This window comes from Aurantimicrobium minutum (assembly GCF_002355535.1).
Classification (GTDB): Bacteria; Actinomycetota; Actinomycetes; order Actinomycetales; family Microbacteriaceae; genus Aurantimicrobium; species Aurantimicrobium minutum.
In genome coordinates, this window is record NZ_AP017457.1 from 1,395,065 (window position 1) to 1,421,776 (window position 26,712).

29 protein-coding genes and 1 tRNA gene are annotated in these 26,712 nt (G+C 54.0%); 13 read left to right on the top strand and 17 right to left on the bottom strand.

Annotated elements, in window-relative coordinates:
• Position 1: 1 nt before the first annotated feature.
• The 6 genes from AUMI_RS06895 to AUMI_RS06920 are packed head-to-tail and all read right to left on the bottom strand — an operon-like array spanning position 2 to position 5,488.
• Positions 2 to 316 (bottom strand): DUF3618 domain-containing protein, encoded by a 315-nt coding sequence (locus AUMI_RS06895; protein WP_172418283.1) that lies wholly within the window; start codon positions 314 to 316, stop codon positions 2 to 4.
• Positions 306 to 728, bottom strand: coding sequence for a phage holin family protein (locus AUMI_RS06900; protein ID WP_096382823.1), 423 nt, complete (start codon positions 726 to 728; stop codon positions 306 to 308). Before AUMI_RS06900 ends, AUMI_RS06895 begins: the two co-directional genes overlap by 11 nt.
• A gap of 2 nt (positions 729 to 730) precedes the next feature.
• Positions 731 to 1,066 carry a hypothetical protein gene (locus AUMI_RS06905; protein ID WP_096382825.1) on the bottom strand — a complete coding sequence of 112 codons (336 nt, stop codon included), beginning with the start codon at positions 1,064 to 1,066 and terminating at the stop codon, positions 731 to 733.
• 49 nt (positions 1,067 to 1,115) lie between these two features.
• Positions 1,116 to 2,018 (bottom strand): hypothetical protein, encoded by a 903-nt coding sequence (locus AUMI_RS06910; protein WP_096382828.1) that lies wholly within the window; start codon positions 2,016 to 2,018, stop codon positions 1,116 to 1,118.
• A gap of 14 nt (positions 2,019 to 2,032) precedes the next feature.
• Positions 2,033 to 3,418 carry a glycine--tRNA ligase gene (locus tag AUMI_RS06915; RefSeq protein WP_096382830.1) on the bottom strand — a complete coding sequence of 462 codons (1,386 nt, stop codon included), beginning with the start codon at positions 3,416 to 3,418 and terminating at the stop codon, positions 2,033 to 2,035.
• Between the two features lie 21 nt (positions 3,419 to 3,439).
• Complete coding sequence (locus AUMI_RS06920; RefSeq protein WP_096382833.1) at positions 3,440 to 5,488, bottom strand: M13 family metallopeptidase; 2,049 nt, start codon at positions 5,486 to 5,488, stop codon at positions 3,440 to 3,442.
• Positions 5,489 to 5,552: 64 nt separating this feature from the next.
• On the opposite strand from AUMI_RS06920, the gene AUMI_RS06925 reads away from it, so the two are divergent.
• From AUMI_RS06925 to AUMI_RS06940, 4 genes are all read left to right on the top strand, one after another.
• A complete protein-coding gene (locus AUMI_RS06925) occupies positions 5,553 to 6,356 on the top strand; it encodes an SDR family oxidoreductase (protein ID WP_096382835.1) in 804 nt (267 codons plus the stop codon).
• The gene (locus tag AUMI_RS06930; protein ID WP_096382837.1) at positions 6,353 to 7,066 is read left to right on the top strand and encodes an HAD family hydrolase; all 714 of its coding nucleotides are present in this window, start codon (positions 6,353 to 6,355) and stop codon (positions 7,064 to 7,066) included. The genes AUMI_RS06925 and AUMI_RS06930 overlap by 4 nt, the downstream gene beginning before the upstream one ends.
• A 4-nt stretch (positions 7,067 to 7,070) precedes the next feature.
• Complete coding sequence (gene nucS / locus AUMI_RS06935; protein ID WP_096382840.1) at positions 7,071 to 7,766, top strand: endonuclease NucS; 696 nt, start codon at positions 7,071 to 7,073, stop codon at positions 7,764 to 7,766.
• A 70-nt stretch (positions 7,767 to 7,836) separates the two neighbouring features.
• Positions 7,837 to 8,505 (top strand): HAD hydrolase-like protein, encoded by a 669-nt coding sequence (locus AUMI_RS06940; protein ID WP_096382843.1) that lies wholly within the window; start codon positions 7,837 to 7,839, stop codon positions 8,503 to 8,505.
• Here the strand turns inward: AUMI_RS06940 and AUMI_RS06945 are convergent.
• From AUMI_RS06945 to AUMI_RS06980, 8 genes are all read right to left on the bottom strand, one after another.
• The gene (locus AUMI_RS06945) at positions 8,502 to 9,464 is read right to left on the bottom strand and encodes a DMT family transporter (RefSeq protein ID WP_096382845.1); all 963 of its coding nucleotides are present in this window, start codon (positions 9,462 to 9,464) and stop codon (positions 8,502 to 8,504) included. The two genes, AUMI_RS06940 and AUMI_RS06945, sit on opposite strands and share 4 nt — an antisense overlap.
• Before the next feature lie 67 nt (positions 9,465 to 9,531).
• On the bottom strand, positions 9,532 to 9,948 hold the full coding sequence (locus tag AUMI_RS06950; protein WP_096382847.1) for a hypothetical protein: 417 nt from the start codon (positions 9,946 to 9,948) through the stop codon (positions 9,532 to 9,534).
• Positions 9,949 to 10,138: 190 nt separating this feature from the next.
• On the bottom strand, positions 10,139 to 10,543 hold the full coding sequence (locus tag AUMI_RS06955; protein WP_096382849.1) for a hypothetical protein: 405 nt from the start codon (positions 10,541 to 10,543) through the stop codon (positions 10,139 to 10,141).
• A 149-nt stretch (positions 10,544 to 10,692) separates the two neighbouring features.
• Positions 10,693 to 10,775: transfer RNA gene (locus tag AUMI_RS06960), tRNA-Leu, on the bottom strand.
• A gap of 47 nt (positions 10,776 to 10,822) precedes the next feature.
• Positions 10,823 to 12,355: a 2Fe-2S iron-sulfur cluster-binding protein gene (locus AUMI_RS06965; protein ID WP_096382851.1), complete on the bottom strand. Its 1,533-nt coding sequence runs from the start codon at positions 12,353 to 12,355 to the stop codon at positions 10,823 to 10,825.
• Positions 12,352 to 13,308 carry an FAD:protein FMN transferase gene (locus tag AUMI_RS06970; RefSeq protein ID WP_096382853.1) on the bottom strand — a complete coding sequence of 319 codons (957 nt, stop codon included), beginning with the start codon at positions 13,306 to 13,308 and terminating at the stop codon, positions 12,352 to 12,354. Before AUMI_RS06970 ends, AUMI_RS06965 begins: the two co-directional genes overlap by 4 nt.
• A 4-nt stretch (positions 13,309 to 13,312) precedes the next feature.
• Positions 13,313 to 13,702 (bottom strand): hypothetical protein, encoded by a 390-nt coding sequence (locus AUMI_RS08195; protein ID WP_172418284.1) that lies wholly within the window; start codon positions 13,700 to 13,702, stop codon positions 13,313 to 13,315.
• A complete protein-coding gene (locus AUMI_RS06980; protein WP_096382855.1) occupies positions 13,695 to 14,150 on the bottom strand; it encodes a hypothetical protein in 456 nt (151 codons plus the stop codon). The genes AUMI_RS08195 and AUMI_RS06980 overlap by 8 nt, the downstream gene beginning before the upstream one ends.
• Positions 14,151 to 14,272: 122 nt before the next feature.
• Here AUMI_RS06980 and AUMI_RS06985 point away from each other — a divergent pair, with 122 nt between their 5' ends.
• The 9 genes from AUMI_RS06985 to pknB all read left to right on the top strand — a co-directional run bounded on the left by AUMI_RS06985 (position 14,273) and on the right by pknB (position 25,182).
• Entirely contained in the window at positions 14,273 to 14,950 is a 678-nt protein-coding gene (locus AUMI_RS06985) for a response regulator transcription factor (protein ID WP_096382858.1), read from the top strand.
• Positions 14,947 to 16,338, top strand: a complete 1,392-nt coding sequence (locus tag AUMI_RS06990) for a sensor histidine kinase (protein WP_096382860.1) — start codon at positions 14,947 to 14,949, stop codon at positions 16,336 to 16,338. The genes AUMI_RS06985 and AUMI_RS06990 overlap by 4 nt, the downstream gene beginning before the upstream one ends.
• An 86-nt stretch (positions 16,339 to 16,424) precedes the next feature.
• Positions 16,425 to 17,156 (top strand): FHA domain-containing protein, encoded by a 732-nt coding sequence (locus AUMI_RS06995; protein WP_096382862.1) that lies wholly within the window; start codon positions 16,425 to 16,427, stop codon positions 17,154 to 17,156.
• The gene (locus AUMI_RS07000; protein ID WP_096382865.1) at positions 17,149 to 17,664 is read left to right on the top strand and encodes an FHA domain-containing protein FhaB/FipA; all 516 of its coding nucleotides are present in this window, start codon (positions 17,149 to 17,151) and stop codon (positions 17,662 to 17,664) included. The genes AUMI_RS06995 and AUMI_RS07000 overlap by 8 nt, the downstream gene beginning before the upstream one ends.
• A 9-nt stretch (positions 17,665 to 17,673) precedes the next feature.
• On the top strand, positions 17,674 to 18,903 hold the full coding sequence (locus tag AUMI_RS07005) for a PP2C family protein-serine/threonine phosphatase (RefSeq protein ID WP_096382866.1): 1,230 nt from the start codon (positions 17,674 to 17,676) through the stop codon (positions 18,901 to 18,903).
• Positions 18,903 to 20,291: an FtsW/RodA/SpoVE family cell cycle protein gene (locus AUMI_RS07010; protein ID WP_096382869.1), complete on the top strand. Its 1,389-nt coding sequence runs from the start codon at positions 18,903 to 18,905 to the stop codon at positions 20,289 to 20,291. The genes AUMI_RS07005 and AUMI_RS07010 overlap by 1 nt, the downstream gene beginning before the upstream one ends.
• Positions 20,291 to 21,748, top strand: coding sequence for a peptidoglycan D,D-transpeptidase FtsI family protein (locus AUMI_RS07015; protein ID WP_096382870.1), 1,458 nt, complete (start codon positions 20,291 to 20,293; stop codon positions 21,746 to 21,748). Before AUMI_RS07010 ends, AUMI_RS07015 begins: the two co-directional genes overlap by 1 nt.
• Entirely contained in the window at positions 21,745 to 23,409 is a 1,665-nt protein-coding gene (locus AUMI_RS07020) for a protein kinase domain-containing protein (protein ID WP_096382873.1), read from the top strand. Before AUMI_RS07015 ends, AUMI_RS07020 begins: the two co-directional genes overlap by 4 nt.
• Before the next feature lie 30 nt (positions 23,410 to 23,439).
• Positions 23,440 to 25,182 carry a Stk1 family PASTA domain-containing Ser/Thr kinase gene (gene pknB / locus AUMI_RS07025; protein WP_096382875.1) on the top strand — a complete coding sequence of 581 codons (1,743 nt, stop codon included), beginning with the start codon at positions 23,440 to 23,442 and terminating at the stop codon, positions 25,180 to 25,182.
• Here pknB and AUMI_RS07030 read toward each other — a convergent pair whose 3' ends face one another.
• From AUMI_RS07030 to AUMI_RS07035, 3 genes are read right to left on the bottom strand one after another with little or no spacing between them, the layout of a single operon-like run.
• Positions 25,183 to 25,815: an anthranilate synthase component II gene (locus AUMI_RS07030; protein WP_096382878.1), complete on the bottom strand. Its 633-nt coding sequence runs from the start codon at positions 25,813 to 25,815 to the stop codon at positions 25,183 to 25,185.
• Entirely contained in the window at positions 25,812 to 25,970 is a 159-nt protein-coding gene (locus AUMI_RS08200) for a hypothetical protein (RefSeq protein ID WP_172418285.1), read from the bottom strand. The genes AUMI_RS07030 and AUMI_RS08200 overlap by 4 nt, the downstream gene beginning before the upstream one ends.
• On the bottom strand, positions 25,970 to 26,701 hold the full coding sequence (locus AUMI_RS07035) for a class E sortase (protein WP_096382879.1): 732 nt from the start codon (positions 26,699 to 26,701) through the stop codon (positions 25,970 to 25,972). The genes AUMI_RS08200 and AUMI_RS07035 overlap by 1 nt, the downstream gene beginning before the upstream one ends.
• Positions 26,702 to 26,712 lie beyond the last annotated feature (11 nt).

Genomic DNA, 26,712 nt, shown 5'->3' on the forward strand with positions numbered 1-26,712 from the left:
GTTACTTGCGTGCTGAACGAATGACACCCGCGATGATGGCGCCGGCGAGAGCCACGGCGCCCACGCCAATACCCAGCAGCACAAGTGGCTGTTCTTCTCGCATGACCATGAAGCGTGCCTGGAGACGATCTTTCGCCTTACCCAGCTGCTTAGGAACATTGGCTTTGTCTTCCAACTCATCCAATGTTGTCGAGAGCTTGTCACGTGTGGCAGTGAGATGTTCTTGAAGTTCAGCGTTGTTCAAGGTTGAAACGTAGGAAGGCTCAGCAAAGAACTCTTCTTCAGAAACCTTTTTCAACTGAGGGTTAGACGCCATTGTTGTCATCTCCCTTGATAGCGTGAGCGTCTTTCACGACGCTGTCGAAAGTTTCGGTGGGCAGCGGAGGGCTGCCCTTCTTGAACTGCACGGCGGCAGCTCCCACCAAGATGGCGATGATCACCACAAGGATTCCGGCAACGGTCAGTGCTGCTGCCCAGGGTGGCATGACAAGCGCGAGCGCGAAAATGCCAGCTAACAGCAGAGTGAAGACAAGGAAACTCAGCAAGGTCAGGGCTATAAGAATGAGAACAGCTCCGACGCCCAAGTTCTTGAGCTTGCGTGCCATCTCACGCTTGAACTGTTCAAACTCTGCCTGCAGCAGATCCATCAAGATGCCGGGCAGTTCACGCAGCAGCGTGAACAGAGACTTCTCTGACGTTTCCTTATTTGACGGTTGAGACGCAGACATGGTTACTTCGCAGCAGGCTTAGGTTCAGTTTTTGGTGCAGCCATTTTGGCGGCGGGCTCGGTTGGAGCCTTCTTGGTAGCAGGCTTCTTGGCTGGTGCTTTCTTTGTTGCGGGCTTCTCGCCGGTGACCTGGTGAATGACACGCTTGGCAACGGTGAGCGCTTCTTCAGCGACGTCGCCGACGGCGTCTTGTGCTTGCTTGACCGACCATTGAACGGGCTCTGACTCCCAGATGTTTTGGGCGGCAGACTTAATCTGCTCGTAGCGTCGACGGCCCGCACGGGTGCCAAAGACGTAGCCAATTGCGAGACCTGCAATGAAAAGGAGCTTGCCCTTCATAATTTCTTCCGTTCAATATGTCGAAAATCGCATATGTTGAATCTCTAGCCTATCCCTCGAAGCTGAGAGTCCCAATTGGAGGTTTTTCAGGGTCGCTCAAAAGCACCCTTCTCATGCCCAGTGCGGCATGCTGTGAAGCCGGGATAGCGCTCTCTAAACCAGGAGATTTTGTGGAAATTCCTACCTCAGCGATGCGTTCGGGATCAATGTCCTCGGGAATGGAAACGTCACCGAAGTCAGCAAGAATAACTCCGGCTTTCTTCCACGAAGATGCCAGCTTTTTGGTTGGGTCCGCAACCCGCGTCACCTTTTCGGCAAAGTAGTCCATCTTGGCAATCACCGCATCAAGAATTGCTTGTTGACCACCTGGAACGTCCACGCGTTCAACGATTCTGTGATCGGCGAGCATGAGCTCCACCACTGCGTTGCTCAACGATCCACCACGGGTTAGCGCCTGAGCAAGACCCGGCGCAACTGCATCAACTGTAAGTTCTTGTGCCGGATAGCCATAACGCTGCGTAGTCACAGGGTTCACAAGTTTGGTCAGTGCCGCCTCGCCCAACCGCTGGGAAACAAGCGTGCCGAGATTAGTTTCATTGCCAATGGTGAGCACTGGCTTAATGCGGTCAAGATAGATTCTCCATGCGCCCGACCATCCCACTGCGGCACGAACGGCAGGGGAAAAAGGATTGGCGGGGATGCCACAGATCTCTTCCTCACCCTTGACGGGAATCACAATCTCGTAGTCAACGCCGAGGTCATCGAGAACCGCAGCAACAATTCCACCCCGGTGAGAGAACTCTGCTGGTCCAGAGAAATCTGCATCCTTGGGAATCCACAAATCAACCTTGAGCCCAATGCGGGCACAATCCAGTGCTGCGACGAAAGCAGCAAGGTCGCTGCCAATCGTCAACACATCACATCGTGATGAGGAAGCCTTCGCTGCTGCCATGAGACGAGGGTGAGCTATGCACCCTTGAGGGCAAGAGCGAGATACATGTGCAGGTCCTCAATGAGGATGCGCTCCTGCGACATGGTGTCACGGTGACGAACGGTCACTGACTTGTCCTCAAGAGATTCAAAGTCAACAGTGATGCAGAAAGGCGTACCGATTTCATCCTGGCGACGGTAGCGACGCCCGATGGCACCTGAGTCATCAAAGTCAACATTCCAGGACTGGCGCAGCTCAGAAGCAAGCTCTTTAGCCATGGGAGAAAGCTGTTCATTACGAGACAGCGGAAGCACAGCAGCCTTGATCGGTGCAAGACGAGGATCAAGTTTAAGCACGGTGCGCTTGTCAGTTCCACCCTTTGCGTTTTCCACTTCTTCCTCGACATAGGCATCAACAAGGAAGGCCATCAAGGACCTGGTCAAACCAGCCGCAGGCTCAATAACGTATGGGGTCCAACGCTCGTTCTTGGTCTGATCGAAGTAAGAGAGATCTTTGCCCGAGTGTTCGGTGTGGGTCTTGAGATCAAAATCGGTGCGGTTGGCAATACCTTCTAGCTCACCGAACTCACCGCTTTGGAAACCGAAGCGGTACTCAATGTCCACGGTGCGCTTGGAGTAGTGAGAAAGCTTCTCTTTGGCGTGTTCGTAGAGGCGCAAGTTATCGGGGTTGATCCCCAAGTCGACATACCAGGCGAAGCGGTGGTCAATCCAATACTGGTGCCACTCTTCGTCGGTTCCGGGCTCGACGAAGAATTCCATCTCCATCTGTTCAAACTCACGGGTGCGGAAAATGAAGTTTCCAGGAGTGATCTCGTTACGGAAACTCTTCCCAATCTGGCCAATACCGAAAGGAGGCTTCATACGTGCTGCTTGTAGCACGTTGGCGAAGTTCACAAAGATGCCCTGTGCCGTTTCGGGGCGCAGATAGTGCATACCTGCTTCTTCAGCGACGGGACCTAAGTACGTCTTCAGTAAACCAGAGAAAGGCTTTGGTTCAGTCCATGCACCACGGGTTCCACAGTCCGGGCAGGGAACTTCAGCGAGACCACCCTCAGGCGCGCGGCCCTTGCGCTCCTCGAAAGCTTCAATGAGGTGATCTTCACGATGACGTTTGTGACAGCTGGTGCACTCCACCAAAGGGTCAGAGAACACTTCAACGTGACCAGAGGCTTCCCACACCTTGCGGGGAAGAATGACCGAAGAGTCCAAGCCAACAACATCGTCGCGGCGCTGGACCATGTAGTTCCACCACTGCTTTTTAATGTTCTCTTTCAGAGCAACACCCAAGGGGCCGTAATCCCATGCAGAGCGGGAGCCGCCATAAATTTCACCAGCTTGGAAAACAAAGCCACGGTGTTGGGCGAGAGCAATGACAGCGTCAAGACGAGAGGTGGGGGCCATAAGGAGCAATCTTACTAAGGGCTACCAGATACTGACGCGCTCATCGGCATCAAGCCAGAGCTCATCAGCTGGATGAACATCAAATGCGTCATAGAACGCATCGATGTTGCGGACAATTTGGTTGCAACGGAATTCGTTCGGTGAGTGGGGATCGATGGCAAGCAGACGAATGACTTCTTCATCTCGTCCCTTCTGCTGCCAGGATTGTGCCCAGCTGAGGAAGAAGCGCTGCGCGCCGGTGAGACCATCAATGACCGGAGGCTCCTCACCATTGAGAGAGATGAGGTAAGCCTTCCACGCAATGGCCAGACCACCGAGGTCACCAATGTTTTCACCAATAGTGAGCTCACCATTGACGAAGTGTCCGGGAACCTGCTTGGGCGAAAGTGCGTTGTATTGATCAATGAGGCTCTTGGTGCGCTCTTCAAATGCAGCACGGTCCTCATCCGTCCACCAGTCCGTCAGTAGACCATCACCATCAAAGCGCGAGCCTTGGTCATCAAAACCGTGACCAATCTCGTGGCCAATCACGGCTCCGATAGAGCCATAGTTGGCTGCGTCATCCCAATCTGGGTGGAAGAAGGGTGGCTGCAAGATTGCTGCCGGGAACACAATCTCGTTAAAGCCGGGGTTGTAATAGGCGTTGACGGTTTGAGGAGTCATGAACCACTCGTCGCGGTCAATGGGCTTGCCAATCTTGCCCAGTTCACGTTGGAATTCAAACTCGGCCACTCGTCGCATGTTGCCTACCAGATCGGTGGGGCTCACGACGAGACTGGAGTAGTCACGCCACTTGACGGGGTATCCAACCTTCGGAGTGAACTTATCTAGTTTTTCTAGAGCACGCTTTCTGGTTGCTTCGCTCATCCAATCCAATTCAGTAATGGACTGGCGATAGGCCTCAATGAGATTAGAAACCAGAACATCCATTTCGGCTTTGGCTCGCTCAGGGAAGTGGCGTTCCACATACACCCGCCCGACTGCTTCACCCATGGATCCCTCAACGAGGGACACTCCGCGCTTCCAGCGCTCACGCTGTTCCGGGGTTCCAGTGAGGGTTCGTCCGTAGAAGTCGAAGTTTTCAGACACGAAGGCAGCTGGCAGGAATGGCGCTGCCGAGTGAATGATGTTCCAGCTGAGCCAATCACGCCACGCTTCGAGGTGCTCTTGGGTGAGCAGCGCACCGAGTCCTTCGAGGAAGCTTGGTTCGCGGACAACAACAGTGTCCAACGCTCCGGCAGGCGCATCGAGTGCAGTAAGCCACAAGTCGAGATCGGCAACATGCTCATTCGGGTTAGATCCCACAACCGCATCAAGATCTATCGCTTCGCGCGCACCGGATGCGACAAGTTCCTTAACCTCAGTCCAGGACATGGGGTTATAGGTTGCTACCGAATCACGGGTGCGAACGTTATCCCAGTGTGCGGCGGCGAGCGCAGTCTCTAAATCAAAGACGCGTTGTGCACGAACGGCAGCGTTATCGAGTCCCGCAGTAGTTGGCAGGTGTTCTGCTGTGAGTTCAAACATGCGTTGAATGTGGTTGAGGTATGCCTCGCGTGCAGAAGCAAACTTCTCATCGCGGAAATAGCTTTCATCTGGCAAATTGATTCCGCCTTGTTCCGCGAAAACCAGATAGCGTTCTGGGTTGCCGGGATCGTTGTCGACGAACAGTTCCAGGAATCCGCCAACGCCTTGACGTTCGAGTCGGGCAACAGTGTCTAAGAGCTGAGAAATCGTAGCGACGTTCGAAGCAACAGCAAGCTGTGATTCGATAGGAGCAACCCCTAAAGACTCGATGAGTTCGGTGTCCATGAAGCTGGTGTACAAATCACCCACGGTGCGCTGCTGGGTTCCTTCGGGAGCTTGCTGTCCCTCAATGATGATGTCGCGAACAGCCTTTTCTGCTTCCTCGGCAAGGATGTGAAATGAGCCATAACGTGCTTTGTCTGCAGGGATTGGGGTGCGCTCTTCCCACTTGCCGTTGACGTGACGATAAAGATCGTCTTGTGGGCGAACGTTCTCATCTAATTCGATGATGTCGATTCCCGAAAGGTCGCTGTTTTTGCTCATAGGTCAAGCCTAGAAGTTTGAACAGCGCTCCATCTGCGTGTTCGCTGTTAGGTAGCCTGAAGTTATGACTTTTCCTCATCTGCCCTCGTCCTTGAGCTTGGCAAACAGCACTGCATTAATCACGGGAGCGGGGAGCCCAACCGGTATTGGTTTTGCGTGTGCAGTTGCGTTGGGAGAACTGGGTGCCCGCGTCATTGTGACCGGCACCACCGAACGCATTCATCAGCGAGTGGCTGAGTTGGAAGCTCAAGGTATTGATGCACTCGGAATTGTCTGCACGCTCGAGAGTCAAGACGGGGCAGCTTCGCTGTCACAAGCTCTTGCTGATGTCTCTGCTCAACCAACCATCCTGGTCAATAACGCCGGGATGGTGACTGTGGGGGATGACACTATTACGCAGGGCGATATCGAGATGTCAACAAGTCAGTGGGATGCCACGTTGGCGATGAATCTCACCACGGCATTTCATGCAACCCGGGCGGTTGTTCCCTTCATGCGCTCAGCCAAGTGGGGACGCATCATTAACATCAGCTCCATTTCAGGTTCGTTGATGGCAACACGTGGCGATGTGGCTTATGCCGCAGCTAAAGCGGGAATGGTTGGCTTCACGCGTGCTCTTGCGGTGGATGAAGCTGCTCACGGTATCACCGCTAATGCGGTGGCACCGGGGTGGATTGCTACCGGATCTCAACTGGAATCCGAAGCCGCGGAGGGAAATATTGTTCCCGCGGGGCGCAGTGGTAGTCCAGAAGAGATTGCCTCTGCTGTTGCATGGCTGGCTTCCCCGGGCGCCAGTTACATCACCGGCCAGGTCATTCCCGTTGACGGCGGAAACACTATTGGTGAAGAACGGATACCTCAGGCGTGAGCGCAGCTAATCCCACTCCGCCAACCACCGTGGAGGTTGACTACACACCAGGCCCCGTGATTTCCACTGCTGGACCATGGACGCCATTGCTGTGGGATATGGATGGGACTTTGCTGGATTCAGCGGTGGCCATCGTGCGCAGGCTGACAGAGGTGCTCCTGCATTTTGGCGTGACCCCTCCACCGGCTGAACAGTTGAGATACCTCATTGGTCCCCCAACCGGCACTTCACTGCAACGATTTATTGCCCCGGAACATCTGGATGAGTCTCGTGCCTACTACCGCTCACTTGCAGAGCGAGATGGCCTGAAGGATCAGCATCTCTTTCCATGGATTTTCTCCACGCTCAAAACGCTGCATGAGGCCGGATTCCCCATGGCTGTTGCCACCAGCAAACCCCAGCATGAAGCAGAGCGTCTGTGTCAGGCATATGGCATGGCTGAATATTTCTCGGGCATCTTTGGCGGTAATGAGAAGCGTCACGACAAAGCTGCTGTTATTGCCGAAGCGCTTGAGCAGCTAGGAAAGAAAAACGCCCTCATGATTGGGGATCGTTTCTATGACACTGAGGGTGCCGCGCTCAACGGCATCCCCACTGTTCTGGTGCGTTGGGGCTATGCCCACGAAAAAGAATTCGCTGGAGCTATGGCAACCGTCGCGAACGCGGAGGAACTGCTCAACTTGCTCATGCAGAACAACGAAGTAGCCTAAAACTATGCGTCTTGTTGTAGCCAAATGCTCTGTTGACTATGCCGGTCGACTTAGTGCACACCTTCCTCTGGCAACACGAGTACTCATGCTCAAACAAGATGGATCTCTATTGATTCACTCAGATGGCGGCTCCTACAAACCGCTGAACTGGATGAGTCCACCCTGTTCACTCACCACACACGAGCCTGAAAAAGATCAGGCTGACGTGGGAGTGACCGAAATTTGGCGCGTCACTCATGCCAAGACAGCAGACATGCTCGTTGTCAGCATTTATGAGATTTACAACGATGTTGAACATGAACTCGGTGAAGACCCGGGTCTCATCAAAAACGGTGTTGAGGCCGAACTTCAGGAACTCTTAGCGGCACAAATTGAACTCCTCGGTGAGGGGTACACCCTCGTCCGCCGCGAATACATGACCGCCATCGGGCCCGTAGATATTCTTGCTCGCGACGAGAAGGGCAACAGCGTAGCTGTTGAAATTAAGCGTCGAGGCGAGATTGATGGCGTGGAGCAACTGACTCGATACCTGGAACTCATGAACCGTGACCCCCACCTGGCACCTGTGACGGGTGTGTTTGCTGCCCAGGAGATTAAGCCCCAGGCCAAAACGTTGGCTGAGGACCGCGGCATTCGCACCCTCATCTTGGATTATGACGAGATGCGCGGTGTTGAAGACAAGCACGGCCGCTTGTTCTAGAAGCTCGCAGGATGAAAACCCTGCTAGCTTCGTTCACGTTCGCAGGTTTGCGCCCTAAGCTTGCCAAGTTATGAATTCTGTAGTTTCCCGCACTTGGTCAGCTGTCCTCTTCGATCTGGACGGCACCATCCTCGACTCTGCTCCCGGCATCATCGATGCTCTCACCGATACGTTTGCACACCTGGGACTTCCCGTTCCAAGCCGTGAGGAGTTCATGGCGTACATCGGTCCTCCTTTGCTGTCCTCCTTGCAGGAACGAGCTGGATTGTCAGAAGAAAAGGCGCGGGAAGCGCTCGCGATTTATCGCAACGACTATCGCCGTGATGGCGCATTCGATTCAGCTATCTTCCCTGGAATTGTGGGTTTGCTGGACTCCCTGCGTGATGCGGGCATTCCTCTGGGCATTGCAACCAGCAAGCCACAGAATCAAGCCCAAGCAATCTTGGATCACTTTGAACTCAGCCCGTACTTCACCGTTATTTCTGGTGCTTCTGAAGATGATGCCCGCACCTCTAAAGCTCATGTGGTCGGTCACGCCTTGGCTGAGTTAGCCAAAGCAGGGGCAGACACCTCCCAGGCTGTATTAATTGGTGACCGCATCTATGACGTTGAAGGGGCAGCTGCACACAATGTGCCCACCATCATCGTGGAGTGGGGTTACGGTTCCCCTGCAGAAGCAGTCGGAGCAATAGCCACTGTGTATTCAGCAGATCGCTTGCGAGAGTTGCTTCTGGGTTAAGCCACGTGCTCTGCTGTGTGCTTTTTGGGAAGTGTCGCAACGAGAACGGCCACAAATATCAGCGCAGTTCCAGCAAAGGTGGATAGCCCCAAGGGGTGTCCGTGAGAATTCACAGAGTCAAAGACAATTGCCATAGTCAGCTGGCCGGCAATAGTACCTAGGCTCAGCAGCAGCACACCGATTGATCGAACAACGACAGCATTTGCTGCAATAAAGACGATGCCGATAGGTCCACCGGCATAGAGCAACCATTCACTGGGAAAGCTGGTGGGGAAACCTGTTTGGACGACACGAATGGCAGTGGCGATGAGGAGCACCCCTGTTCCAACGCCAAAGTTTATAAACGTGGAGCTCCACGGAGTTCCCGCCGAGACTGTTAGCCGACCGTTCGCTGCCTGCTGCCAGGCCACAGTTGCCCCAAAAATTAATGGCATGACAAGGAGGAACAGGCCTTCGGCTTGAATGGGTTGACCCATCACTCCCACCACGACTGCAACTAAACCGAGCGCTGCACCTAAGACTCTGTTGAGAGTGAGGGGTCGTTTTCCGGCAGGGCCGATACCCCACACATCCAACAGCAACGAGCCAATGGTGAGTCCCGCTACAAAGGCCACCGTGAAGAGGGCAACACCTGTGAAACCAATCACAATGGACTGTGAAAGAACATATCCAGCACCTGCGCATCCAGCCAGGGTGAACCACCAGGGAATGGTGCGTTGCTTGATGTCGGCAACAATACGTCCGTACCCTTGCCGACCACGCTTGAACACCAGCATGATGAGGCACAGCAGCACAAACCCTGACCCGAAGGAAATGCTGGCGGCAACAAAACCGTTGTCGAGATCAACGGCAAGTTCGCCGTTGAGGCGAGCTTGGGTTGTCATGAAGCACCCGGCAACAAATGCCACAACCAACGCCAACCAGGTCGGCAGTGCCGAAGAGTGCTGGTGACCGGTCATTGTTAATAGACTAACGGCCCCTCCCGTATTCGGGAGAGGCCGTCTGTCTTGGAGGCCGTGAGAGAAATTACTTCACGTTGACAGTGAAGGTAACTACCTCTCCGGTGGTCTTGTTGGTCAGTTCAACCTGGGTTGATCCAGCCTGTGTTCCCTGAAGTCCAGGGTTGAGAACTGCGTCACCGGACTTGCCGCCAGCGGTGAAGGCCACCACTGCAGGGTCCTTGACGACTGCGGTCCAGTCAGCAGGGTCGGTGTCACCGGTGGTGATGTCCACGAATGCACCATTGTTGATGTCAACGGTCTGTCCGTTGAGGGTTGCTACGTCAACGATGGTGGGTGCGACGACCTGGCTGGTTTCGCTCGACTCGTCTGCGCCCGATGAATCTTCATCTGCTGCACTCGAGCATGCTGCGAGGCTGAAGGTTGCTGCTGCTGCAAGAGCTGCGATAGCTCCTACCTTTGCGATTTTGTGGTTCTTGATCATGTTGTTTCTCCTTGGTGTAAAAGTCTTTGTGCTGTGTGAGCGGTTGTGCTCATAAGACAACGTTAGCTCTGTACCTTTGGTTTAAGTTGGGATTCAGCTGTGTGTAGTCTGGGAGTTTTCTGAGTGATAAATGGGTGGCGTTAACGAAGAAAGGGCGCCCCTTTCGGGGCGCCCTCATACTTCAGCAGAACTACTTGAGAAGAACCTGGATGTTCAGCTCGCGTGGGTCTTCACCGGCAAAGGTGAAGGTCACGGTTGACTCACCGCCAGAGAGTGCCAACAAGCCTGCAGAGAACTGAGTGTCGTTCTCATAAGCAGCTGCGGAGTACTCCACAACCTTGGGATCTGAGATAGCAACTTCAACTTCACCGTCGTTGATGCCGCCGTAGTTGATGTTAACAACCTGGCCAACAACCAACTCAAGAGTCTGGCCGTCGATGTCCTGGTAGTTGATCTCGATGGGTGCGACGATGTCGCCACCGATAGCGGTCTCAGTTGGCTCAGGTGCAGGGGTTGCACATGCAGAGAGACCGAAGCTTGCGGTTGCAGCAATAGCAACAACAGCTACAGCCTTACCAAAGGTGAATTTAGCCATGAAAATGACTCCTTAATAACGTGGGGGATGCGCATCAGTGCGCTCAAGATGATTCTTTCAGCTCACGCCCAGAAAATGAACCAATCTTCTCAAGAGAAATTCGTGTCTTAAGTGGCAAAACCCCCGGCATCACACCGGGGGTTTGTTCGTGCGCGAGGGGGGACTTGAACCCCCACGCCCTTGCGGGCACTGGCACCTGAAGCCAGCGCGTCTGCCATTTCGCCACTCGCGCGAACTGGACGAGGTTATCACGGAGCAATGCCCCTGCGCCATTTGAGCCTAGATATCGAGAACGAGCTTGCCGGCTTCTGCGCGGGAAACGCAGGGATACATCACACGCAACCGGTCTTTTTCTTCGTCATCAAGAACAGAATCTAGGTGGATTGGTGTGCCTTCGACGACCCTTACCTCGCAGCTTCCACACACACCCTTACGGCAAGAACCAATCAGAGGAAGTCCGTTTTCTTCAAGCGCATCGAGAATGCTTTCTTCCGCACCCACCACAAAACTCTTCTTGCTCTTGCGGCAGTGAACCTCAATCGGTTCGGCCGGAAGAGAGCTGTGTCGAACAAGAGGGACGAACCGCTCGAGGTGCATTCGTTCTGAAGGAACAAAGCTGGAGACCGAACTCATCAGAGACTCAGGACCACAGCAATACACCTCGGCAGTGCTGGATGCGACAGTGGCGTAAACGTCAAGCGCATCCGCGTTTTCATCCGAGGCATAGACTTCCACGTTTTCGGGATAGCGCTCGAGAAGTTCATCCACAAACGCCATGGTCTGTCTGCTTCGGCCGGCATAAATGAGCTTCCATTTCCTGCGCTCGGGCAATGATTCGATCATTGCCTTGATCGGGGTAATCCCGATTCCACCAGCGATGAACAAGTAGTCATTCGCGGGTTCCAACTCGAAGTGATTGAGCGGACCAGACACCTCTAACGTCATCCCGGGAGAAAGGTTCGCATGAATCCATTCACTGCCGCCTTCAGATTGTGTTGTCTTCAAGACAGCGATTTCAAAGTGGGTTCTCTCTGCTGGATCACCACACAAGGAATACTGACGCTGCAGACCGTTGGGCAGGTGAAGTGTGATGTGAGATCCCGGATACCACGCAGGCAGTTGGCCGCCGCCAAGTGGAAGAAGACGAATAAGTACAACGTCCTGCGTGATGGGAGTCAGGGAGCTCACGACCATCGTGCGGGTTTCAACTTTCTTAATCTCCGGAGCAGGTTCAGTTTTAGCTACAGCGTCGACCGACATGCGATGAGGGCGCGTTCCTGACGTCTTGGTTCCCACAATGATGCGAACCAAAACAGAGATCGTGGCCACGGCAATAAGAACAATCGCGAGGACCTTGTACCACCAGCTCCCAACATCGGTTCCGGTCCAGCCTGCATGTAATGAGACCAAAAGCAATGCAACATAACTGGAGTAGTGCAGACCTTTCCAAAATCCCCGAGGCAATATGTTCATCATGAGCGAGGAACCTTGAACGGCCACGAGGATATAGAACGCGATAATTCCAAGCGCAACGGCAAGAGGCTTAAAGTCCGTGGCGAAGGGCACCAGGGTTTCAGGGATAGAGAACTGAAGCCACCCATCAAGCATGAGAGAAACCATGTGCAGAACAACCATGATGAGGGTCATCCCGCCGAGATAGCGATGCAAATCTTGCAACCAGGCAGGGTTGTCTATGCGGCGCATGACACGGGTGGAGAGCAGGATTCCCCACACCACTGAGAGCGTCATCAGCACCCAGGCAATCAAGGCGCTTGCACGCGTGATGTACCACCAAATATGTGGGTCGTTCATGCGTACATACTCCAATTGGCAGAGGTCCGAATTGTTCTATCCGCGCGAACAATCAATCCCGCTGCTCCCACTGTAGGCAACCAGTCGAGAAAGGTCTTCTCGTCATCCACAAAGCCGCGCTTAGTGAGGACTTCGGCCCGGGCGCCTGTGGCCGCAATCACACTCACTGTTTGAGCTGCGCTAGTTGCACCGCGGTGAGTGGCTGGATCTATGAGGTGGTGTTGGTCATCACTAAAACGCTTCTTGAGTTGACTCGAGGTCGCAATCGCTCCTGCTTGAAGGCGAACAATCGAGACATGGCTATCTTCATCAAAGGGGTCTTCGACACCGAGAATCCAGGCATTTCCATCGGGCGCATCACCTTTGACGACAATGTCTCCACCCAGTTCAACCATGACACCGAATGCGCCCTTTTCCAGTGCAAAGTCTGCAATGGCATCCGCCGCACATCCTTTGCCAATTCCACCTGGATCCAGCGTTGTGCCTAAGGGCAGTGCAACTGTATTGTCAGAAAAAACTATCCCTTCCAGATGCCCTGGAGCTTGTGCACTACTGGGCAAGCTTGAGGTCTTTGTCGGATCCACAACCGAAGCTTGATACCCCGCGGAAATTACATCTAGCAGCAGTGTGGGGTCATAGGCGCCTTGAGTCAGCGTGTGGCCAGCAATCATGGAGGCAATGAGTTGTCTAGTGAGAGGCGCGACCTCCACAGGTTGACCCTCTGCCCAATTCAGACGAGAGATATCGCTCTCCGGTAAGAACCTGCTCCACAATTCCTCACAGGTTTGAGCAAGGTCCCAACATTGGTCCATGATGTCCTCGCCGCCCCCAACAAGGGTGATGTTTCCATGTCCACCCATAATCTTTGCGGGACGCGAAAGAACCCCGGGCAAGGATTTTGTCTGAGCAAAAACCGCGCGCAGGGCACTTTTCGTAATGTCCTCGGAAGTCATGACTCTAGCCAGAGCCACCAGTTGTTCCGTTAACAACGGGAGCCGCAGGCGCAGCAGGGGCAACAGCGACTGGTGCGGCCGGGGCAGGAGCTGCTGGAGCTGGGGCCTCGACGGGTGCAACCGCTACAGGCGCCTGCTGTTGCACAGGTGCGGAATTCTCAGCCGGTGCCGCAGGCGCTGCTGGTGCAGGCACTGCCTCAGGCGCCGCAGTAGGTGCAACGGGTTCAGTCGTTGACGACGAAGGGGAGCTTGTCTCTGTGGCGACCGGAGCTTGCTGAGGCTCCTGGGCGTTAGCGCCTAGCTGGAAGCCAGTCACAATTCCGACGAGTGCAACACCAGAGGCAACACCAACGAGTTTGCGTGCTGACTGAGCGGGGTGAACTCGTTTAGTCATCGTCTTCCTCGTGCTCTTCCTCGTGGTCCTCATCTTCATGATCTTCTTCGTCATCGTCGTTGTAGGTGCTTGCACCAGGAACAGCGGCTGCAGGTGCTACGCGAGAACCCGATCCGCCGGAGGTTCCATTGACGACGGGCGCTGTGGCAGGTTGTGCCGCAGGTGCACCACCGCCTGATGGGGCTTGTCCGTTTCCTGAGGTTGTTGATGAACTCGTACTTGGTGAAGGAGCAGGAGTCGCTGAAGGCTCTGTTGGGGCGGGGCTTGCTGTGGGGTCAGTTGCAACAGGCTCCGTTGTTGACGACGTGGCAGGCAACAGAACTTCCGTTGCAGAGCCGATCTCAGGCGAGTCAAGGCTGGCCAATACATCTGTGTTCGCCGCCATGGCGGTTGTCGCCGTGCCGAGAACTCCGACGATGGAGAGAGTGGTCAAGAGTTGTGACTTCATAGCTTCAACGCTACGAAATGTGCGTTAAAGGGACAGCCAGAGAAAATCCAAGATTCATCCAATTTTCCACAGCATGACTGCTCCAGATAGCAGGGATTTCAGTGGAGAGACAGAATGGAAACATGCGAGTTCTCGTGGTGGAAGACGACCAGTCCGTTGCCGACGGCATTCTGGACGGCCTTTCTGGAACCACTTTCGACACACGACACGTCACCACAGGTGAGAATGCGCTGAAAGAACTTTCTTCGTTTGAGCCTGAGATTGTGTTGCTTGATCTAGGTCTGCCAGATATGGATGGCACCGAGGTCTGCCGCAGAATGAGAGCCATGTCTGGCGTGCCCATCATCGTGGTCAGTGCCCGTGATGAAGAAATTGACCGCGTTGTTGCCCTAGAAATCGGAGCAGACGATTACGTCGTGAAGCCTTTTGGCATGCGGGAATTAGTCGCACGCATAGGTGCTGTCACCCGACGCACCCAACCGGAAGAAACACAACCTGCGCATGAAAACGACAGGGTCTTTGGTTCGTTGCGTATCGATCTGCGAGCGCAGCGAGTCTATTTGGACGGGGAAGAAATTCATCTCACACCCAAAGAATTTGAGCTCGTGGAGTATCTCACCAGTGACCCTGGCGCAGTTTTTAAGCGCTCAGATATTTTGCATGACGTGTGGGATACCAACTGGTATGGCACCAGTAAAACTCTCGATGCGCACATTGCCGCAATCCGAAAGAAGTTCGGTCACGCAGGCTGGATTGAATCAGTACGAGGTGTGGGGTTCAGATTTGAGCAACCCCAATGAAATGGCGCTTCATCACCGCGTTGATGTCGGTGACCCTGCTCGTGCTGTTGGCTCAAGATATCCCGCTGGGTTTCTATCTTCAGCAGGTTGAACATGACCGGATCATTACCTCCCTTGAACGTGATGCGTTCTTGTTAGCTGGCCGAAGTGAACAGGCTCTGGAAACTTTGGCAACGGAAGATGACAGCGAGCTGATTCAAACCGTTAAGAAGTATCGCGATGCCGGTGGCTCTCGCGTGGTGATTGTGAACAAAGAAGGAACCGCTGTCGTCGTCAGCGACGACGACCAAGCAGATCTGGGAACCTCCTATCTCAACAGGCCGGAAATTGCTGAGGCGCTGTCAGGAAAAATCAGCACCGGGCATCGCTTCTCTGCAACTTTGAATCAAGAACTGCTTTATGTGACGGTGCCGATTTTGAGTGGCTCTGAGATCCTTGGCGCTGTGAGGCTGACCTATCCCGATTATGTAGTGACGAACAAAGTCAATGAGCAAATTGGTCTGCTCAGTGCAGTGGCGCTGATTGCCCTTCTCCTTGCTGCGATTGTCGGATATATCGTTTCGGGTACCATCACGAGAAGACTTCGTCGTTTGCAAGAAGCTACAGAAGCATTGGCTTCTGGTGACCTCATGGCCCGCGCTGATGAAACAGCTGGAGCGAAAGAAATTCGCTCCCTCGCAGAGTCCTTCAACGGCATGGCAGAGCGTTTACAACTGCTCATTAACCAACAAAGAACTTTTGCAGCAGATGCCTCACATCAGCTGCGCACGCCATTAACGGCCTTGCGTCTTCGGCTGGAACGGGCCCACGACCTCTTAGAAACAGATCCTGCCGGAGCCGCCGAGCGCCTCGCGGCAGCTGAAGCAGAAGCAGACCGACTGAGCAACCTCATTGAGGGTCTGCTTTTGCTCAGCCGAACAGAAGCTGCCAATGTGCAGCGGGAAAGATTCGACCTTGCGGCAGTGACTCGGGATCGAGTTAATCACTGGAAAGCCCTGGCAGCAGAGTCTGGCGTGAAGCTGCGCTTTGAAGGCCCTCAGCAGTTGGGAGTGACAGCAGTTCCCAGCGCCATCGAACAGATTGCCGACAACTACATCGACAATGCCCTGTCCGTCAGCCCCAAGGGCTCGCGTTTAATTGTGCGAGTTGTCAGCGAAGGTTCCATTGCCCAGCTTCATGTTCTTGACCAAGGTCCGGGTCTGAGCGCTGCAGAATGTACACGAGCGTTTGACCGTTTCTGGCGGGCAAATTCTGACCGTCACGGAAGCGGACTCGGTTTAGCTATCGTTGCTCAACTTGCCAGAGCTTCAGGCGGAACAGCACAATTGACTCCCCGCCCGGAAGGCGGTTTGGATGCGTCGGCAACCTTCGACCTTGCGAAGGACTAAGTAGCCAAGCACCGGCGCGCATTCAGCTTGCTCACAGTGAGGCGAGTACGATTTGGGGAGGAGATTCATCCCCCCAAAGGAGACCTGTGGGCATTCTGGACAACCTTGAGCGCGGCCTCGAACGCGTTGTCAATGGCGCGTTCGCGAAGACGTTTCGCTCTGGCCTGCAGCCTGTAGAAATCACTGCCGCGCTTCGACGAGAGCTGGACACCAAAGCAGCAGTTCTCTCCCGCGACCGCATCATTGCGCCCAATCGTTTTGTTGTGCTCCTCTCCCCCTCAGACTTTGAACAGATGTCCAGCATGGGTGACACCCTCATTGACGAGCTCACCCGACTCGTTGCCAAGCACGCGGCAACGCAGCACTACCAGTTCGCTGGGGGCATCAAGATTGCGCTCAAACAGGACCCCGCTCTTGCTGTTGGTGTTGTTCAGGTCACCTCCGAAAACGTCAGTGGCTCTGTCACCTGGGTTGCCGTTTTGGAAATCGCCGGTAAGCGTTACCCCATCAACAAGTCACGCACGATTATCGGACGTGGAACTGAAGCAGATATCACCGTCGATGACTCAGGCATCTCGCGTAAGCACGTGGAAATCCTGTGGGATGGCACCCGTGCTCAAGCCAACGACTTAGGTTCGACCAACGGCTCCAAGCTCAATGGCCACAAGCTCGTCTCCTCTGCTTTAGAAGCCGACTCCATCATCACAATCGGACAGACATCGATCACTCTCCGCCTCCTGCCACAGGCAGCAGGTGAAGAAACTACTTCACCTGCTCAAGCACCAGCGCCTGGTGGATTCTGGGGTCCGCGTGAGTGAGCTCACACTTCTGATCCTGCGCATAGGTTTTCTGGTTGCGCTCTGGGTCTTCGTCTTCTTTGTTGTGTATGCGGTACGCAGCGATCTCTTTGGTCAACGTGTTCGTAAACTTCCCGCGCCACAACCGGCGAGCACTCCTGGAGCACAATCTTTCCTCACCTCTGCGCAGCCACGTCTGGCTCCTGAAGTTTCTCAAGACATTGCCCCTGCCGATGGAACCCCGCTGCGCCTCGTAATCACCTCAGGTGATCTCGCTGGGCAGGAACTTCCTTTGCAGGGTGACGTCATTACTATTGGTCGATCTCCTGACTCCAGTCTTGTGATTCAGGATGACTACACCTCCACTCACCATGCCCGTCTTGAGGTTCGTGGAGGGTCGTGGTTGCTAAGAGACTTGGACTCAACCAATGGAACAACGCTAGCTGGATCACGGGTGAGCTCGCCTGTTCCAATTCCCCTGAACACCCCCATTACTGTTGGCGCAACAACCTTTGAGGTTCGCCGCTAGGCCTGGCATATGTCTCAGTTCAGCGCAGCAGCCTCCAATGTGGGCAAGGTCAGGGCATCCAATCAGGATTCCGGCTACGCAGGAACCTATCTCAGTGTCGTTGCCGATGGCATGGGTGGTCACGCCGGTGGAGATGTTGCCTCACACCTGGTGATACGACACATGCTGCAGCTGGATAAAGAATATGACGATGTCAAAGCAGCACAGCAGGATTTGATCCAAACTCTGCTGCAAGCAAATGACATGCTTGCCGATGTTGTCTATGAACATCCTGAGCTTGCTGGTCTGGGCACCACGGTTAGTGCGATGCTTCGCGTGGGCAACCAGGTTGTGTTGGCACACATTGGTGACTCACGCATTTATCTTTTGCGCGAAGGAAACCTCAGCCAGGTCACCGTTGATCACACCTTTGTGCAGCGCTTGATTGATAGTGGCCGCATCACCGAAGAAGAAGCACACGACCACCCTCGTCGCTCAGTACTCATGCGTGTACTCGGTGATGTGGACGGGTCTCCAGAAATTGACACCGTGGTGTTGGAAGTCTCTGTTGGAGACCGCTGGATGCTCTGCTCGGATGGGCTTTCCGGTGTTGTGCATACCGACCGGTTACTTCCGTTCTTACAAGAAGCAGAAACGGCAGAAGATGCCGCCGATACACTCGTGCAGGCAAGTCTCTCCGGTGGTGCTCCCGATAACGTCACTGTTGTTGTGGTGGACATCACTTCTGATGGGCCAGAGAAGATTGCTGAACTTGTAGGTTCTGTTGCAGGCCCCATGCCCATCAAACAACCTGAGCCACGCCTCATTCCCTCGGGCACAAACAAGCCCCGGCCTAAGCCTAAGAAACTTCCCATTTCAACCGGCGGGATGACAGTTCCGCCACCACCTTTGACTGCTCAGCTGGATGCCGTGAAGGCAAGGCGCATTCGTCGACGTGCCATGCTCATTGGTTCTCTCATTCTGGTTATCGGCGCTCTCGTTATTGCAGGAATCTTGGGTTATCGGTGGAGCCAAACCCAGTTTTATGTCGGCAGTGACGCCGATTCTGTCGTGATTTATCAAGGCATCTCGCAGAACTTTGCCGGCATCAGTCTGTCTCATGTGTATGTGGACACCGATCTTCCTTTGGACAGTTTGACCGATTACCAAAAGGCACAAATAGAACAGACCATCCCCTTCGCTACCTATGGTGAGGCTCAGGCGTTGGTGGATTCTCTTGCCAGTGAGGCTCAGAAGTAATGAGCGTTACTCCTCCAGCAGATTTTGTGGCCACCGGATCCATCGGGCGGCTTAAACGCGTTCGTGTTTCTCAGCGGATGCGCAATGTTGAGCTTGTCCTCATAATTTTTGCCAGTGCTATCAATGTGGCCGCACTAGTGCTTGTGCAGTTAGGTGTTCTGGGCAAAGTTGATGCCGGACCCTTAGCAATTTGTGCCTTGCTCGCTGTGTTGGTTTTTGCCATACATATCGCCATGCGTTTTGTAGCACCCCAAGCTGATGCATTGATTCTGCCTATTGCCGCTCTTCTCAACGGGTTAGGTATTGCTGAGATTTATCGAATTGACCTTGCGGTAGGTGCCGAGGGTTGGGACGGTTTTGCAACTAAGCAAATTGCTTGGTCAGCACTGGCAATGGGTGCTGCCTTGGGAACAATTATTCTCATTCGACACCAGCGCATCCTTCAGCGTTACACCTACGTGGCAGGACTTGCCGCCGTTATCCTTATCCTCTTGCCCATGGTTCCCGGACTTGGGCTCACCGTCAACGGTGCGCGGGTATGGATTCAGATTGCAGGTCTGACCTTCCAACCGGGGGAAATAGCCAAGATAGCTTTAGCGATCTTCTTCGCCGGCTATTTGGTTCAGCGCAGAGAAAGCCTGTCGATGGTGGGGCGCACCTTCCTGGGTATGCGTTTTCCTCGAGGTCGCGACCTCGGCCCCATCCTGGTGGTCTGGGCGCTGTCGATGAGTGTGATTGTGCTTCAGCGTGACTTAGGAACTGGTTTGCTGTTCTTCGGCTTGTTCCTTGTCATGCTGTACACCGCTACAGGTCGAGGAAGTTGGGTCATCCTAGGTCTGAGCCTCGTGGGCTTGGGTGCCGTTGTAGCCAACCAAACGTTGGATTACGTCAACAGTCGTTTTGCTAACTGGTATGACGCGTTCAACAACGACAACTTCAATGCCGCCGGTGGAAGTTTCCAGCTGGTCCAGGGGCTGTTTGGCCTGGCCCACGGCGGCATTATCGGAACCGGTTTGGGTGAAGGAATGCCGGAAATCACCCCGGTTTCCCAAAGCGACTACATCATTGCCAGCCTGGGAGAAGAACTAGGCTTGGCCGGTATTTTTGCCATTCTGTGTCTCTACCTTTTGCTGGTTGGTCGCGGCCTGCGCATCGGTTTTGCCGGTCACGATGACTTCAGCAAACTGCTCGCAGTGGGACTGTCCTTCACGATTGCCTTGCAATGCTTCATCGTGATCGGTGGTGTGCTGCGTGTAATTCCCCTGACGGGTCTGACCACACCCTTCTTGGCAGCAGGTGGTAGCTCGCTGGTTGCGAACTGGATGATTGCGGCATTGTTGTTGCGCTTATCTGACTCCATCAGAAACGAACCGCGGTTGGTGGTCTGATGAACAGAGAGCTCAAACGCGTCACTCTCGCGGTGATTGGAATGTTTACCGCGCTGTTTATTGCCGCCAGCGTGGTCCAGGTCGTTACCGCTGATCAGCTTTCTGCTGACAGCAGGAACACCCGAACAATGTATGAAAGCTATCGCTATAAGCGTGGACCCATTCTTGTTGCAGGAACTCCTATTGCTGAATCTGTTCCTGTCGATAATAAATACCGCTTCCAACGCACCTACCCAAACCCTTTCGTGTACTCGAATGTGACCGGTTACTTCACCCTGACCCAAGGTTTGACAGGTATTGAAGGCGCGATGAACTCCTACCTCAGTGGAAAGACAGGGTCACAGTTCCTCAACCAGCTCAACGCCATCCTCACAGGACAAGAACCTCAAGGTGCCAGTGTTGAACTGACGCTCGACCCCGTATTGCAGCAAGCCTCCTGGGATGCACTCGGTGATTACCAGGGCGCAATCATTGTCACGGAACCCAGCACCGGAAAAATTCTGGCCATGGTTTCCAAGCCGGGTTACGACCCCAACCTTTTGGCCTCTCACAACACAAACGAAGTCATTGCGGCATACACCGCACTGAATGAAGATCCGCTCGAGCCGCTTGTCGACAAGACCATTGCAGGAGATTTGAACCCACCGGGTTCAGTGTTCAAACTGGTCATGGTCGCTGCTGCGTTGGAGTCCGGTAAATACACCCCGGAGAGCACCTTCCCCAACCCGGCCAGTTTCCAACTGCCTGGAACAGATGTCTTCATCAAGAACTGGAACCGTGGACCCTGCCCCGGCGCCGGCCCTGAAGTAACCCTGGAACAAGCGCTCAAGCAAAGCTGCAATATCCCCTTTGCCGAGCTCGGACTTGAACTTGGTCGCAAGGCCATCTTGGATCAAGCAAAGAAGTTCGGTTTCAACACAAGCTTTGAAATTCCAATGAAGACTGCAGCAAGTGAATTCCCTGTCGTCATGGATGATCCACAAACAGCATTGGCATCCTTTGGGCAATATGACGTCCGAGCAACACCCCTCCAGGTGGCTCTCGTTTCAGCGGGAATCGCTAACGGTGGCATGGTGATGTATCCAAATACGGTCAACCAAGTGCTGGAGCCTAGCCTCAAGCCAATTTCCCAGTTTTCTGCGAAAGAATTCTCACAAGCGATGTCGCCTGAAAATGCGGCAACCCTCAGGGACATGATGGTGGCTTCTGTTCGCTCAGGACTGGCAACTAATGCGAGAATTAGCGGAGTTGATGTTGCGGGTAAAACTGGTACAGCAGAAAACGGTGATGGCGAGCCATTCACCTTCTGGTTTACCGGATTTGCCCCAGCAGACAGCCCGCGATACGCAGTCACTGTTTTAGTTGAAAACGGTGGCGGCCTCGGACAGTCCGGGGATTCCAACGAAATAACAGCAACAATCGCGAGAAAAGTACTAGAGGCGGGGTTAAACAAATGAGGCCAACAGCTGGAATGACCTTTGGTGGTCGTTATGAACTCCAGTCACGCATTGCCATAGGTGGCATGGGTGAGGTCTGGCAGGCAACTGACCTCGTGATCGGTCGACTCGTCGCCATCAAGATTTTGAAGGACGAATACCTGGGTGACCCCGGGTTCCTTGAGCGTTTTCGCGCTGAAGCTCGTCACGCTGCTCTGGTCAACCACGAAGGCATTGCCAATGTCTACGACTATGGCGAGGAAGAAGGCTCTGCCTACCTCGTGATGGAACTTGTTCCCGGCGAACCTCTCTCGACGGTGATTGAGCGTGAGAAGACATTGTCGATCGACAAGGTTCTCGACATCATGGCTCAAACTGCTGCTGCCTTGCAGGCAGCACACAGTGCTGGCCTAGTTCACCGCGATATCAAGCCTGGAAACATGCTGATTACCCCCGAGGGTCGCGTCAAAATCACCGACTTTGGTATTGCTCGTATTGCAGACCAGGTTCCTTTGACTGCTACCGGTCAGGTAATGGGAACTGTTCAATACCTTTCTCCCGAGCAGGCCAGTGGTCACCCCGCTTCCCCCTCCACAGACATTTACTCTCTGGGTATTGTCGCCTACGAGTGCTTGGCAGGTAAGCGCCCCTTCACCGGCGAATCGCAGGTTGCCATCGCCATGGCACAGATTAACGAAGAGCCTCCACCACTTCCAGACACCATTGCTGAACCTGTTCGCAACCTGGTCTATTCCTGCATTGCAAAGAAGCAAGCAGATCGTCCTGCGTCGGCAGCAAACCTAGCTCGCGCTGCACAGGCTCTACGCCGCGGAGACCTTCAGGGTGCTGCAGCGGCTGTTCCTGGTGTTCTCGGAACCTCCACCGCTCCACTCGATGCCACCACTGTGATGCCTCGCACCGCAGCAACTGGTGCAACGACCGTGTTAACCATTCCTGATGCTCCAGAACCTGTTGACCAGGAAGAAAAGAAGAAGCGCAGCCCCTGGTTGTGGCCTCTCATTGCGCTTGGTGGCGTCCTCCTTCTCGTTCTCGTGGGTGGAATCATTGCGTTGACTTCCGGTGGTAACTCTCCAGAACCAACGCCAACGAACTCCACCCAGAGCGCGAAGCCCACAAAGACTCCAACTAAAACTCCCACGGGAACCCCAACGCCAACAACAGCAGCAATTAACAAAGCTGACTATGTTGGCAAGCCTTTGGCTGAAGCAACAGCGGCTCTGGAGAAGCTCAACATGACTGTCAACGCGGTCAAGGGTACTGCGGCACCGAGCGCTGACAAGGTTGGTGTTGTTTATGACGTCAACCCCACCGGACCTCAGGTTCCAAACGGCACCACGATCAACGTGACCTACTACGACGCGTTGCCCACTGCGCCAGCACCAAGCTCTTCGCCACAGCTTGATGCGACCGACTACACCCCCGGTCAGGCCATTAATGTGACCTGGTCTGGATACAGCTCGTGCCCATCTGGCCACGCGTTGAGTGGATACAACATTCTTGTTGATGGTGCTTTCGTTGCTTCCGTCACGACTAACTCGGGTGCAATTACTGCACCGACGTCGACCGGAAGCCACACCGTGAGCTACCAGGCTCTGTGTTCAGGACTGGAACCATCTCCTGCGTCGCCCACGAAGTCTTTCACTGTTACATCAGTGAACTAGATTAGACATGAAGTCTTTTCGGGGGAGTACGTGTCAGAAAATAAGCAGGTAATTGCCGGGCGTTACGAGCTGGGCAAACTTGTTGGCAGCGGTGGTATGGCCGAGGTCTATATCGCCCAGGATGCTGTCTTGGGTAGAAAAGTTGCCATCAAAGTTCTCAACGAGGACTTAGCGAACAACAAGAAGTTTCTCTCACGATTCCAGCAAGAAGCACGTTCCGCTTCTTCGCTAACTCATCCCAACATTGTCAAAGTTCTTGATGCGGGTGAAGAATCCGTCACAGATGCTGACGGAACCGAACATGTTCGTGCCTACATGGTCATGGAATATGTTGAGGGCCTCGAACTTTCCAAGCTGGTTGCTCGCGGACCCCTCAAAGTTCCCGAGGCAGTTCGTGTTGCCGGAGAGATTCTGAGCGCCGTTGAGTTTGCCCACAGCGCTGGAATTGTTCACTGCGATATCAAGCCCGACAACATCATGATTACCCGTCAGGGGAACGTGAAAGTACTTGACTTTGGAATTGCTCGAGCTGCAGCCGCTGCGTTTGACGACCTTGCCCAAACAACTTCTGTGTTGGGAACAGCCGCCTATTTCTCCCCCGAGCAGGCTCAGGGCAAGAAAGTTGACGCACGCACCGACATTTATGCAATTGGCGTGGTGCTCTTTGAAATGCTCACCGGCAAGGTTCCTTTTGAAGGGGACACTGCTGTTGCTTTGGCTCACCAACACATTCACGCGCAGCCGGTTGCCCCCAGCACGTTCAATACAAAGGTGACTCCAGCTCTAGATGCGGTTGTCCTGAAAGCACTTTCTAAAGCACCTAAGGATCGGTACCAGTCCACTCAGGCATTTGGCACAGCACTGCAAGATGCCGCCTCTGGCAAGGTTGTCGTTCCTGAGGCGAAGCCGGAGCCCATTGAAGAGCTTCTTGGCCCGATCTCCGAGCCAGCTCTTGAAAAGACTGACACGTCGAGCAATGAATTGCCTGCCGAGTTTGCATTCCTGTTTGGTGACGACCCACAAACGGCGCCAACACTGGTCCAGCCTGAAGAATTCAGGCCAGAACCCAAGCGCGTAGTGGCTATCGTGGGAATTGTTGCCTTAGTCTTCGGTGCGATTGCAGGTATGGGTCTATGGGTGGCAACCCTCAAACCTGTCAACCTGTTCCCCACCAGCACGGTGACTGTTCCTGAGCTCAAGGGTGAAACCTATGAGGCGGCAGAAAAAGAGTTGAAAGATCTCGGTCTCTACCCCACGAAAGTGGAAGAAAGTAGTGGCCTGGTCAAGACAGGTAAGGTCATCCGCACCGAACCTGGCAAAGAAACAGTGATCGAGCCTGGTGCGTTGGTTCAAGTCTTTGTGTCGACGGGAAAAACCAAAGTTGCTATTCCTGATGTTTCCGGTCTTCCTCTGGAAGAAGCAAAAACAACCATCACCGACGCAGGCTTTAAGGTGGGGCTCGTCACCGAATCAACAAGCCCCACAGTTGCTGCGGGTGCGGTGATTGCAACCAATCCTGTCTTAGGAACAATGCGTTTCCAAGGAGCCAAGGTTGATATTTCTGTTTCCAACGGAAAGATTGACATTCCTGACGTGCGCGGCAAGAGTGTGGCGGAAGCAAGTAACTTGCTTGGCGATCTCAACCTCTTCCCTGTTGTTCAAGCAGATATGGGCTGCACGAAAGCTGCAGAACCTACTGTTCGATCACAATCCGTGCCTCCTGGACTGTCGAACCAGGGTGTTCCAATTACTCTCAGCTACTGCGCTGGCTAATTAGCTAATCAGTGGGCTCTTTGTCAGAGCCAGTTGAGCGGCGCCCTTGAGCCCGCATACTTCCAGCCAGTTGCCGAGCATGGTGTAGCCACCTTCAGTGAGCACAGACTCGGGGTGGAATTGCACACCATAGATTGGTGCAGAAACGTGTTGCAAGCCCATGATCACGCCGCCGGCAGTCTGACTTGTGACGGTCAGTTCCGCTGGGACAGTGTCGTTGACCACAGCAAGTGAGTGATATCTCGTTGCGGTAAAGGGCTGCGGAACATTCTGATAGAACTGCCCCGCGTCATGAGTAATGAGTGACGTTTTTCCGTGCATGAGCTCTTCAGCATTGGTCACTGTCGCTCCGAAAGCTTCACCGATGGCCTGGTGTCCTAAGCACACACCCAGAAGTGGAATGCCCTGTTTGTGTGCACTGTGCACTGCTGCGATGGAAACTCCCGCATCAGAAGGCTTGCCCGGGCCGGGTGAAACAAGAACTCCGTCGTATTTTGCCAACGTCTCGTCAAGTTCTTCGAGAGGAATCTGGTCGTTGCGCACCACGACGGTTTCAGCGCCAAGTTCTCGGAGGTAGCCGTTGAGGGTGTAGACGAAACTGTCGTAGTTATCAATAACGAGAATGGTGGTCATTGCGTTACCGTCACCTCTCGTACAGAAATTGCCGCGTTAACGGCAGGGAAAACAAACATCATCAGAACTGTGATGACCACAATTGCTGCTGCCGCCAGAATAGCAATCTTTACCCACAGGGTTCCCGGCAGGATTCTCCACAGTACTGCGTACATCAGCTCACTCCGCTCTGACTTTTCACCATTTCTGGTGGTGGACCGGCAGATTGTGGTCGCCACGATTCCAGCACGCCATACACAATCATGCGTTCAGCGTCCCCAAGAAGAGGGTTACAGGTTGTGATCGTGATGATGTTTTCTCCGTTGGCAGGATTATTTGACCCCGGCACAGGAAGTAACACATCCACACTGGTGGGCAGCACGTATTCGTAGTTACGCACCGCGTAAGTGTAGAAACCTTCCTGAGTTTCCACATAAATCTTGTCCCCTGGCTGGAGTTGAGGCGCATCAGCAAACGGGCTGCCGTTACCAGTGCGGTGCACAGCTACCGCAAAGTTTCCAGGTTGACCCGGCCACTGCGTATCTGGATAGTGCCCGTAGTAGCCCTTGTCCAAAATGGTGCTGAGGTCGATACCGTTAGCAACAACGCGTGTGGAGTCTGGACCTAAACGTGGAATGTATAAAGTGGCAAACTTGGCCCCTTCGGCCACACCGCCAAAGGCCGGTGCCGGGCCGAAGTCTTCATTAGCCGGTGCAGACGCAGATTTGTCTTTGTCAGTAGACCACTCTTTGCTGAGTTCTTGAGACGCGGCTTGCTGCTGGTTCGCCACAACAGCATTGTTGATCCACAGCTGCCATGCCAAAAACAACAGAACAATCACACCAAATGTGATGAGGAGTTCACCAACAATGCCCATGACACGAGAGAGGTTTGCTGGCTTGAACACTCTTCCAACTT

Bases quoted from the DNA above. Each gene is read 5' to 3' on its own strand.
- AUMI_RS06925 (WP_096382835.1), top strand. From the start codon at position 5,553: ATGACTTTTCCTCATCTGCCCTCGTCCTTGAGCTTGGCAAACAGCACT.
- AUMI_RS06965 (WP_096382851.1), bottom strand. From the start codon at position 12,355: ATGAACGACCCACATATTTGGTGGTACATCACGCGTGCAAGCGCCTTG.
- AUMI_RS06920 (WP_096382833.1), bottom strand. From the start codon at position 5,488: ATGAGCAAAAACAGCGACCTTTCGGGAATCGACATCATCGAATTAGAT.
- AUMI_RS06955 (WP_096382849.1), bottom strand. From the start codon at position 10,543: ATGGCTAAATTCACCTTTGGTAAGGCTGTAGCTGTTGTTGCTATTGCT.
- AUMI_RS07010 (WP_096382869.1), top strand. From the start codon at position 18,903: ATGAGCGTTACTCCTCCAGCAGATTTTGTGGCCACCGGATCCATCGGG.
- AUMI_RS08200 (WP_172418285.1), bottom strand. From the start codon at position 25,970: ATGTACGCAGTACTGTGGAGAATCCTGCCGGGAACCCTGTGGGTAAAG.
- AUMI_RS06970 (WP_096382853.1), bottom strand. From the start codon at position 13,308: ATGACTTCCGAGGACATTACGAAAAGTGCCCTGCGCGCGGTTTTTGCT.
- AUMI_RS07020 (WP_096382873.1), top strand. From the start codon at position 21,745: ATGAGGCCAACAGCTGGAATGACCTTTGGTGGTCGTTATGAACTCCAG.
- AUMI_RS06900 (WP_096382823.1), bottom strand. From the start codon at position 728: ATGTCTGCGTCTCAACCGTCAAATAAGGAAACGTCAGAGAAGTCTCTG.
- nucS (WP_096382840.1), top strand. From the start codon at position 7,071: ATGCGTCTTGTTGTAGCCAAATGCTCTGTTGACTATGCCGGTCGACTT.
- AUMI_RS08195 (WP_172418284.1), bottom strand. From the start codon at position 13,702: ATGACTAAACGAGTTCACCCCGCTCAGTCAGCACGCAAACTCGTTGGT.
- AUMI_RS06915 (WP_096382830.1), bottom strand. From the start codon at position 3,418: ATGGCCCCCACCTCTCGTCTTGACGCTGTCATTGCTCTCGCCCAACAC.
- AUMI_RS07030 (WP_096382878.1), bottom strand. From the start codon at position 25,815: ATGACCACCATTCTCGTTATTGATAACTACGACAGTTTCGTCTACACC.
- AUMI_RS06910 (WP_096382828.1), bottom strand. From the start codon at position 2,018: ATGGCAGCAGCGAAGGCTTCCTCATCACGATGTGATGTGTTGACGATT.
- AUMI_RS06940 (WP_096382843.1), top strand. From the start codon at position 7,837: ATGAATTCTGTAGTTTCCCGCACTTGGTCAGCTGTCCTCTTCGATCTG.
- AUMI_RS06980 (WP_096382855.1), bottom strand. From the start codon at position 14,150: ATGAAGTCACAACTCTTGACCACTCTCTCCATCGTCGGAGTTCTCGGC.
- AUMI_RS07015 (WP_096382870.1), top strand. From the start codon at position 20,291: ATGAACAGAGAGCTCAAACGCGTCACTCTCGCGGTGATTGGAATGTTT.
- AUMI_RS06950 (WP_096382847.1), bottom strand. From the start codon at position 9,948: ATGATCAAGAACCACAAAATCGCAAAGGTAGGAGCTATCGCAGCTCTT.
- AUMI_RS06905 (WP_096382825.1), bottom strand. From the start codon at position 1,066: ATGAAGGGCAAGCTCCTTTTCATTGCAGGTCTCGCAATTGGCTACGTC.
- AUMI_RS06945 (WP_096382845.1), bottom strand. From the start codon at position 9,464: ATGACCGGTCACCAGCACTCTTCGGCACTGCCGACCTGGTTGGCGTTG.
- AUMI_RS06895 (WP_172418283.1), bottom strand. From the start codon at position 316: ATGGCGTCTAACCCTCAGTTGAAAAAGGTTTCTGAAGAAGAGTTCTTT.
- AUMI_RS06990 (WP_096382860.1), top strand. From the start codon at position 14,947: ATGAAATGGCGCTTCATCACCGCGTTGATGTCGGTGACCCTGCTCGTG.
- AUMI_RS06985 (WP_096382858.1), top strand. From the start codon at position 14,273: ATGCGAGTTCTCGTGGTGGAAGACGACCAGTCCGTTGCCGACGGCATT.
- AUMI_RS07005 (WP_096382866.1), top strand. From the start codon at position 17,674: ATGTCTCAGTTCAGCGCAGCAGCCTCCAATGTGGGCAAGGTCAGGGCA.